This is a genomic window from Xanthomonas maliensis, from assembly GCF_009192945.1.
Classification (GTDB): Bacteria; Pseudomonadota; Gammaproteobacteria; order Xanthomonadales; family Xanthomonadaceae; genus Xanthomonas; species Xanthomonas maliensis.
The window spans coordinates 47,225-56,683 of sequence record NZ_NSET01000063.1; the positions used below are offsets into that span (position 1 = coordinate 47,225).

7 protein-coding genes and 1 pseudogene are annotated in these 9,459 nt (G+C 63.7%); 2 read left to right on the plus strand and 6 right to left on the minus strand.

What is annotated here, in order from left to right; all coding sequences use genetic code 11:
* Positions 1–58 precede the first annotated feature (58 nt).
* Positions 59–514, minus strand: a complete 456-nt coding sequence (locus CKY51_RS18840; RefSeq protein ID WP_170292352.1) for a hypothetical protein — start codon at positions 512–514, stop codon at positions 59–61.
* 143 nt (positions 515–657) lie between these two features.
* Here CKY51_RS18840 and istA point away from each other — a divergent pair.
* Positions 658–1,668: pseudogene (gene istA / locus CKY51_RS18845) on the plus strand (IS21 family transposase).
* On the plus strand, positions 1,668–2,450 hold the full coding sequence (gene istB / locus CKY51_RS18850) for an IS21-like element ISXci1 family helper ATPase IstB (protein ID WP_022973738.1): 783 nt from the start codon (positions 1,668–1,670) through the stop codon (positions 2,448–2,450). The pseudogene istA and the gene istB overlap by 1 nt, the downstream one beginning before the upstream one ends.
* A gap of 32 nt (positions 2,451–2,482) precedes the next feature.
* Here the strand turns inward: istB and CKY51_RS18855 are convergent, their stop codons facing one another.
* The 5 genes from CKY51_RS18855 to CKY51_RS18870 all read right to left on the minus strand — a co-directional run bounded on the left by CKY51_RS18855 (position 2,483) and on the right by CKY51_RS18870 (position 9,413).
* Positions 2,483–3,046: an AlbA family DNA-binding domain-containing protein gene (locus CKY51_RS18855; protein WP_170292353.1), complete on the minus strand. Its 564-nt coding sequence runs from the start codon at positions 3,044–3,046 to the stop codon at positions 2,483–2,485.
* A gap of 12 nt (positions 3,047–3,058) precedes the next feature.
* Positions 3,059–3,232 (minus strand): hypothetical protein, encoded by a 174-nt coding sequence (locus CKY51_RS22520; RefSeq protein ID WP_170292354.1) that lies wholly within the window; start codon positions 3,230–3,232, stop codon positions 3,059–3,061.
* A gap of 473 nt (positions 3,233–3,705) precedes the next feature.
* Positions 3,706–3,975 carry a hypothetical protein gene (locus tag CKY51_RS18860; RefSeq protein ID WP_152249666.1) on the minus strand — a complete coding sequence of 90 codons (270 nt, stop codon included), beginning with the start codon at positions 3,973–3,975 and terminating at the stop codon, positions 3,706–3,708.
* A gap of 477 nt (positions 3,976–4,452) precedes the next feature.
* On the minus strand, positions 4,453–5,022 hold the full coding sequence (locus CKY51_RS18865; RefSeq protein ID WP_152249667.1) for a J domain-containing protein: 570 nt from the start codon (positions 5,020–5,022) through the stop codon (positions 4,453–4,455).
* 2 nt (positions 5,023–5,024) lie between these two features.
* Positions 5,025–9,413, minus strand: coding sequence for an AAA domain-containing protein (locus tag CKY51_RS18870; protein ID WP_211904928.1), 4,389 nt, complete (start codon positions 9,411–9,413; stop codon positions 5,025–5,027).
* Positions 9,414–9,459: the final 46 nt, after the last annotated feature.

Below are 9,459 nucleotides of genomic sequence, written 5' to 3' on the forward strand. Positions count from 1 at the left end.
ACACAGGGTTTCCAAGCGTACAGTCCCTGCGCTAAACAACTGACTAGCTGATCAGCCGTCAGTCCTTGTCGAGCTTGTCCGTAAGGTCTTGGAAGAGCAGGGATTGAAGCCCCTTGAGATCCAGTACCTCAACGGGGCCACTAATGGCCAAGGTATGGCGCCACTCAACTGGTGCCCCTACCTCGCTAGCGAGGATCCGGACATAGAGCTCGTAAGTTCCAGGTAGCGGCGGCAGCAGGACAATGTCCTGCTCGCAGCGCGTCTCTTCCCCAGGTCGTATCGTCCCAAGGAGGACATGGCCAACTGGTTGTCCGCCACGACCATCGATGTGTACGCGCTCCTGAAGCCGCTCCACAACAGAGCGACCGATATAGGACCTGATCCCCGAGATTTCTGGCTCATCTGGAAGATCATCGAACCGCATCATCTCGATTACCGCACCATTGGGGGCTTGAACCCTGACCTCCAACTTCGCATTGCTCAATGAGAAGTCGGATCGATTGGCCAAGATCAAGCTGACACCAACAAACCGTCCCATCGCGGACCTGTATTCCGCTCCATCCCTGTAGAATGTTAGCGCCGATGTAAAAGTGACCCACTGCGCCGACGTAAAAGTGACCCACCTGGGACACGATGGCGGCCTTTTGAAGGCTGCTGATGTTGACTCAGGAGCAGGCAGTGGAGATACGAGTGATGGCCCGCAGGGGCGAGAGTGTCAGAGCGATCGCGAAGCAGTTGGACTGCTCGCGCAATACGGTGCGCAGGTACCTGCGCGATCAAGATGCGCAACGGTATGGCCCGCGCGAGCCGAGGGCCTGCAAGCTCGACGCCTACCAGTCCTATCTGCGCGAACGCCTCGCGCAGGCCCATCCGCGCTGGATCCCGGCGACGGTGCTGCTGCGCGAGATCCAGGTGCGTGGCTAAACGGGCGGCATCAGCCAGCTCAAGGCATTCCTCGCACCGCTCAGGAAGTCCGAGCCCGAGCCGCTGGTGCGCTTCGAGACGCCGCCAGGCCAGCAGATGCAAGCCGACTTCACCTACGTGCGCCGGGGCCGTGATCCGTTGCTGGCAATGGTCGCCACGCTGGGCTACAGCCGTGCGAGCTACGTCAAGTTCGTGGCGTGCGCGGGCGAGGACGTCGCCACCCTGTGCACCGGACTGCGTGAGGCGTTCGACTACTTCGGCGGCGTGCCCGAGCATGTGCTCTTCGACAACACGAAGGCCGTCGTCATAGAACGCGATGCCTACGGCGAAGGCCAGCACCGCTGGAATGCCGAACTGCGTGAACTCGCCGACAGTTGCGGCTTCAAGCCTCGGCTGTGCCGGCCTTACCGTGCCAAGACGAAGGGCAAGGTCGAGCGGTTCAACGCCTACCTCAAGGGCAGCTTCGTGGTCCCGCTGGCGGCGACGCTGGAAGCCAGCGGGCTGCGGCTCGATGCCCATCTGGCCAACATCCACGTCCGGCGATGGCTCGACGAGGTCGCCAATGCCCGCGTGCATGCCACCACCAAGGCGGTGCCGGCAGTGCGCCTGGCCGAAGAGCGTGCGGTCATGCTGGCTGCGCCCGCCTTGCAAGCGCCTATACCCGTTCGCCAGCGCGTCGTCCTGCCGTTGCAGAGCCTGCAGCATCCGCTCTCGGTCTACGACGCCCTGCTGGAGGTGGTGTGATGGGCCTGCAGCACGACCGCATCGCCGAGCTGTGCGACCAGCTCAAGCTCGTCCGGCTCGCCGGCGACTGGCCCGCCCTGGCGCAGGACGCAGCGCGTGATGGCGCCAGCTTCGCGGACTTCCTGGAGCGTGTGCTCGCGAGCGAGCAAGCAGCCCGCGAGGAGCGCAAGCGCACGGTGCTGATGCGCCTAGCGACGATGCCGTCCATCAAGACGCTCGAGCAGTTCGACTGGGCCCAGGCGGGCGGCGCCCCGAAGGCGCAGATCGTCGAGCTCGGCCACCTGGCCTTCGTCGAACGTGCCGAGAACGTGGTGATGCTCGGACCCAGCGGCGTGGGCAAGACCCACATCGCCCTGGCGCTGTGCCAGCGTGCCGTCATGGCGGGGCACAAGGCGCGGTTCATCACCGCAGCGGACCTGATGATGCAGTTGGCTGCGGCCAAGGCCCAGAACCGGCTCAAAGACTACTTCAACCGCGCGGTGCTCGGGCCGAAGCTGCTGGTGGTCGACGAGATCGGCTACCTGCCCTTCGGTCGCGATGAGGCCAACCTGTTCTTCAACGTCGTCGCCAAGCGCTATGAGCGCGGCTCGATGGTGCTCACCAGCAACCTGCCGTTCACGCAGTGGCACAGCGCCTTCGCCGACGACCAGACGCTCACCGCGGCCATGCTCGACCGTCTGCTGCACCATGCCCACATCGTGCAGATCATCGGCGAGAGCTACCGACTGAAGGACAAGCGCAAGGCCGGACAGACGGCCAGGAGGGCAACGGCAGCGGCATGACCGCCAGGAAGCAGACCCCGGGTGGGTCAGATTTACTTCGGCGATCCGGCGGAATGGGGGTCAGGTTTAAATCGGCGTTGACAGTAGAAGTCGTGATTGTCGTATCGGATCTGATAAAGAGGGCCCGGATCTGACTCGTAGTCGGGAATATCGTCAGGGAACTGATAGAAGACACGATCCAGCTGGCTCGCCAGCGGCCGGCCCTCTTGGTCCAGCAGAAGCAACTCCAGCTTAGGGGTAGGCCTCTCGGCATTGGCCGCTCCCATCATGGCCACCTCGCGCAAGCTGGCAATCCCGGTAGCGCTTCCCCTTCGGACATAGACCGTGTCCTTGGCGAGTTTGCCGTAGGGCTTGGCAAGGTAGAACGGCCGCGGCTGCTTGGGAATGCTCAGCACCGCCACGTGCTTGCCATCGAACAATCGCTCCTCGTAGCGGAAGTGAAGCTTTGTTTCCAGCTTCTCATTGACGAATTGTTGGAGCCTGGAGTCGTCAATGGCGCCCTCAGCGGGAAGCCCCACCACCCCTGCTGGGTGCGGCACATTCTCCTTGAAGCCGAAGAGAATGTAAGCCGTGCCATCTCGAGGGGCATTGGCCAAGGCAAGGATGTCCTACAGCAACTCAGACTTGTCATCATCACTTGCCTTGATGAAGGTCGGCCGCTCAGACTTGTAATCGAGGTCAGATCCTTCGCCCTTGTAGCGCAGCTGTTTGAGAAGTTCGTCCGTCAGCACCAACCTATCCCCTCTTCCGCCGCCGAGCTGCGGATGGCCGATCGCAACCAAGAAGCCGATCTATCCAGGACGCCTGCGCCCCACCCAAGTCCTCCAACTCGATGGATTGATCTATCCACGTTATCGTCAACTGCTCGGTTTCCTCGTCTGATAACGGGAAGAAAGCCTCACCTGGCTTGCTGATGAACCATGCTCCGATGAGCGTGTCGCAGTGCTCGCAGTGATTAGCCAGATAGGAAGCGTCAGCCGTGTGGGAATGTCCCAAGCGCAGCCAAGGCGCATGGACCACCACCGCCCCAGCGGCCCCCTTGTTCAGAGCCGTAACTTGGGTCAGCAATATACCGCCGTCGGAGGGCCTCGACAGATCGTCTTCATCGTCCCACTCATCGTACCCAGCAAGTCCGATGGCGCTGACCCTCGTTGTTTGACCGCACTTGTAGCAAGTGTGCCGACCCGTCAGGATCGCGAAGCGCTTCGCTAGGTAGTTCGGCCCATGCTGCCGCTCGGGCAGCCCACCTAAGAGGTCAGACGCGGACATAGGTCCAAGACTTCAGTCCTAGGCGCTTAGCCCAGGTCTTGGCCGTCATCTTGTCACCGGCGCCGAGTAGACGCGTACGATCCAAATGATCGATGAGCTCCCACTTGCCTTCGCCGCCCTGTTCTGCTGGCTCATCGAAGCAATAGAACTGCATCACGTCCTGAGTCGTGGCCAGGTAGTAATTGGCAGTGATTGCCTTCGGTTTCCCATCAGCCCCGAGGCCAGTGTTGTACGAAATGGTTGGCTGACGCGGCATAACCCGTTCCTTGCGGATGTGACGTTGCTAACAACGATACCGAGAGGAGACTCCCGCCACCAGATGTCGGCCCTAGGCGTGGCATTGCCCTGCCTGCTACCTGCGTCCCATTGGAAATTTCCAGCCAGGGGGCCTCGGCGGTTCTGGCGTTTGAACGTACCACAGCATTGATCCCTAACCCGGTATTGGCACCACTGCGCGTGTGGCGACGCCTAGCCTGCCCGTTGTGCCCACTCCCGGGCCGCCCTACCCCCGATAAATCTTCCTAATCCCCTGCGCCGTCTATGTCCGCGTCCGGCCATGAACGGTCGGTCGCCAACGGCTGCTTCTGAGCCGCTCACTCTAGTTTGAAGACGCGGGCCTCGCATCGGTTGGCTTGGAACAGGCTCTGAGAACGGTAAGGGCGACAAGCACCGCAAGAGTACGTTTCATGAATCAGCTCCCTTGAGCAGGTAGCTGTGATGACTAGCCTAGCGTTTAGTGCTCCGCGCACCGCGCCTGTGAGAGCGTCACATACGCAGCGTTGACTTGTTTGGCGTCGGCAAGCGCCTGTGCCAGTCGTTCCGGGCTCATCGACTTCAACCGCGCCGGATGCGACTGCTGCACCATCTGGCGGCGGGTCTGCTCAATCGACTCCCACGTAGAACCGGCCGTCGCCTTCAGCAGCTTGTACGCATCCTCGACAGTCATCGCGGGCTCCGGTGTCTTGGGTACAGCCGGAGGCGTAGGCGCCTTGATTGGCTCTGCCGGGCGGGGTGCGGCAATCGGTGACGCGGCGAGGCCGGTCGCCGGAGCGGTTGGTCGCTCCCACAGCCCAGTCTGCTGGGGCGCTGGTGCCGGAACTGGCATAGCCGGGGCGGGCGCCGGCGCCACAGGTGCCGCGCCATACATCGCTGCCTGCACTTCTGCAAGGAGCGCTACGGCCCGTGGCACCTGCCGGTACTGGAGCTCATGCTCAAGCTGCTTGAGCACTTTGACGTCGGTCTTGGACTTGGTGAACAACGCTTCCAGGTCGCCGACCCCGAGCTGCATGAGTGGGCGGGGCATGGTCAGGCAACCTCCTGCTCTTCTTCGACGCCGTACGGGTCGACTTCCTTGTAGTGGACCCACGCCGTGTTGTCGACGGACTCCGCGCCGAGCGGCTCAATGCCGAGTCGCGCCAGTGTCCGCATGAGGTCGTCCAGCACTTCGTCGCGCCGTCGCACAAAGCTCGACGCGAAGCATCGCCAGAACGTCCAGCCCGCGCGCTCGAGGACTCGCTGGCGCGCCATGTCGTCCTGCCACTGTCCCGGCCCGTGGAAGCGGTCGCCATCGCACTCAACTGCCAGGCGCCGCCCCTCGTTGCCCTCCACGACGAAGTCGATGCGGTATCCGCCACACGGGACCTGCGGCTCCACACGGAAGCCACGCTTGACCAGCTCATCGAACATCTCGAGCTCGAAGCCCGACTCGCAGCGCTCCCTCAGAGCCTGGACCTTCTTCGCGTCTTGGCGGAAGGGCTGCTTGAAGTGACTGACGACCTTGCCGTTGAGCGAATCCTCCTTGAACTCGGTCTCAGCGACGGAACGGAACAGGTACATGCGGTCCCGAGCACGCGACAACGCCACGTTGAAGCGCTGATGCATATCGGCCCGATTGGCGGCCGAGCGGTCGCCGGGCCCGAGCACCATGGACACCATCATGATGTCGCGCTCGCGCCCCTGGAACACCGGCGGCGGCCCAATGGCAATCCTGCGCTCCACGACATCGACGGGCGAGATGCGCTCGCTGACCAGTTCGTGGATGCGCGCCGCCTGCGACGTGCCGAGTAGAGTGACAACGCCGATGCTGCGTCCGTCGAACTGCGGGTCGGCAAGGATGGCCTCGATTTCGTCGACGATGGCCTTGGCCTCGGGGTCGTTGATGTCACCCTTGCGGTATCCGCCTTTGACGAACACGTCGAGCAGCGGCGGGTCGAGCCTCTCATTGGCCTTGGGCACGCGCAGCGGCCGGATGTCGCCTTGGTAGAACTCTCGGTTCGAGAATTCGATGATAGCCGGGACACACCGGAAGTGCTCCTTGAGCATCACCGAGTTGCCGGCGAACACGACTCGGGCCAGGTCGTAAATGGACTTGTCCGGCGTCATCTCCGAGCCGTGAGGCTGGTTGGTCAGGAAGCGGTTCGTCAGCTCCTTGATTTTTTCTTCCGCCGTACCGACAGCGGACGGCGACACCTGCTTGTGGTCGCCGACGACCAGCACCTTCTGACCTCGCAGGAGCGCCGGAAGCGCCCAGATGTCCGATTGAGAGGCCTCGTCGATGATGACCAGGTCGAACAGGCCCACCTCGGGCGGAATGGTTTCGGACACGCGCCACTGTGGCAGTACCCAGCACGGCACGGCTTGATAGGCCCGTAGCATGGCCTCGCGCGCAGTCTTACGGTGACGCACGGCCCGCACGCCAGTGCCGGAGCCCATCGCCTGAACGGCATTGAGATACGCCTGCAGGGCCTGCCGCACCGAGTCCGGCGAGTTCTGGAACACGCCAAGCCACGTCTTCTCTGCAACGAGGTCTTGATAGGTCCGGGCCAGCGCGGTCGTCAGCGTGCGGCGCTCGTCGAACAGCTCGCGCATCTTGTGGTGACCGTCGATGCGGTCGAGGAACATTACCGCCTGCCGCCAATTCCATGCGTCGAGCCATGTCGCGGGATTTGCAGTGTCGAGGTCAGCCGTCGCCGGCTCGGTACGAAGGCGACGTGCCCACTTGGTCGCCCCCGCCGATTCGATTGCGGCCGTCACGCGTTCAATCTCATCCAGCGATGGATTCAGCGCAGTCAGGCGCGACAGTTCGGCCTGGAGCGCCAGCCAGGTGGTCTGCAACACGGACTCGTCGGCGCTGGTTCGGCCGACCGACTCGGTGAGGAAGGAGCGCAGCTCTTCGACGATGCCGCCGGTGTGGCCCTCGAGCTTGCGGACCAGCTCCTGCACGCGCTTCATGGCGTAGGCGAGTCGCCCCTTGTCGACATGCGCCTGCAAGCTGGAGTAGGCGGTTGCGACGAACGGCTCCCCACCGTCCCACATCCGGTCGGCGGTCTGCTTGCCAAACACCTCCGCCAGCCGGGAGTGCAGCTTCGCGTCGAACTCGAAGGTCAGCTGCCGAACCTCTTCGATGCCGGCTTGCCACGTCGCCACCCTCTTCAGCGCCGGCTCAACGCCAGGCCCGGGCGCTTCCAGCCCGAACTCTCCCGAGAGCGATGACCAGCGAGCGAGCAACTTGCGCGCCTCAACACGCCAGGCGAGCAGCTCCTGGACAAGCTCCCACTCCGGCTTGCCCGCGGGAGCCACGCCGCTCACCGTCACCGCGGCCACCAGCTTTCGAGCGTCGCCCTTGCCGAAAGGCAGCGCGAAAGCACTCTTACCGGCGACCAGTCGGCCGACAGCGTCTCCCACGTCCTCGTTCAGTTCGGCGTCGGCCGGGACTTCGACCGCCTTGGCCAGCAGCTCGCGACGCTTGCGCTCGAGCGTGCGCACATCGGAGCAGAGGCTGACGAGCGCCATCAGCACCGGGTCGGTCGGCTGCATGTCCGCGAAGCGCTTGCCAAGTGCCTCGAGCCACAGTCGGCGCGCGCCAGCCAGCTTCGCCTTGAGCGTCATGCGGTCCTCGAGAAACTTGCCCAGCGCCTGGGCCTTCTCGAAGGTCTCCAGGCGCGAGTCCACCAGAGCAAGGATGGCACCCTGGTTCACGCTGGCGTCAATCGACTTGGCTTTGACCAAGTCGCGGTGCAGCCCGAGCATGTCAGCCCAGACGGGGACCGCGTCAGGCGACGGCAATGTGCAGCCGAGGTACAGAAGGTCCTCGCGGACGGTCATCCGGGCACGACGCAGCGCATTGACGGCTGCGTCGTCGAAGGGCAGCGTCCCGTCCTTGGTCGGAGGCGGCTCGTCGTCGAACCACTGGTGCGCTTCGGCTTGCTCCAGCACCACCTTCGCCAACTCCTCGGGCGTAACGTCGCGGCCCTTAAAGGGATAACTCTGCATGTGCTTCGACGCATACGCCGACGCCGTGCGGTCGACGTGCGCAATCTTAGCGTGCAGCTGGTTCAGCTTCTCCTCGGCCGCGTTGATGTTCTGCGCGGCGCGCGTCGGGTTCAGACCCGCGACACTGGACGCAATAGTCTGGATAGAGTGCTCGAACTGCTTCATCCCGTCGCGCTCGTCTGAAAGCAGTGCGACGCTGAGCGGCCGAATGCGCTCGGGAAGCTTCTCCTGCAGCACCGCCAGCGCTGACTCGCCCTTGGCGGTCACAAGGACGCGCTTGCCCTGTGCGAGGTAGTGGCAGATGACGTTCGCGATGGTGTGCGTCTTGCCCGTGCCCGGCGGGCCCTGGACGACGACACCGTCATTGGCATGCAGCTTCTGAACGATGGAGACCTGCTCATCGTTGTAGGCCATTGGGAAGTAGAGCTCCATGGCCTGAGAGCCGGCATCGCTGGTCGACAGGCCTCGGAACGGTTGCTCGGGCCGCACCTTCAACGTGGAGTCGCCGCGCTCGACGAAGCTGCGGATGACGCTCGGCAGCTGCTTGACTTCCTCGACCTTCTTCTTCAGGCGCCGGATGTCCTCCAGGAAGATGTCTCCAGACCGCTTGCGGCCGAAGAGCACCCAAGTGTTCGCAATAGTAAGCTTGTCGCTCGGGGCGGGCGGCGTGACGTCATCGGTGCGGACTTCGTAGGTGCCCGTTGGGTCCAAGTGGCCAACAGCTGCCTTCAGGATGCCGTCGAACGTCGAAGCTTCGAACGGATTGACCCGGTTGGCACCGGTGGCCAGCGCGCTGCGCCAGTAGGCTTCCAGCTGCTTGATGCCGGGCAGCTCCATCTCGGCGTAGCAGTCGGCCTCCAGGCGAGGCTCGACGTCGCGCGGCCGAACCTCGAGGTCGAAGGTCTTCTCGTTGAGCGAGATTTCGCAGGCCTGTACCAGCAGGGGGTGCTTCAGTGCCGTGGCGAACCCTTCTTTCTTCCAGGCCGCGTAGCCGATGCCCCAGACCAGCTCGAGTGGCGTCTCGGTGCCCTCGGAGGAGATAGCCTGCTGCAGCGAGAACAGCTGGTTGTAGCGGGCGATGGTCTTGCGCCGCGGGCGCTCGGCCACGGCCCAGGGCTCCCACTGGTACCTCACGTACCAGTCGAAGGCCTCCTGCACCTCGGGATGGTCCTTGAGCTGCGCGCGAGCGACCTCGCGCTTGCCCTCGAAAGTGACGGTCTCGCTCTTGAGCTCAGGGGACTTCTCGGGGCTCTTGGGCAGCGTCACCCAGGGCTTCAGCTGCTCCTCGAGCTCGGGCGGCGCGATTTCCTGCAAGCGAGGCACGCGGAGCCAGACGTCGTCGCCTTCGACCTGCAGGTTGAACTGCAGCTCCGGCAGGCCCTTGAGCTCATGCTGATGCGCGACGAAGAACTCGGTCGGCACCGTAAAGGCCGGCTTGGTCTTCAGCTTCTCGACCTGCTCGATGTAG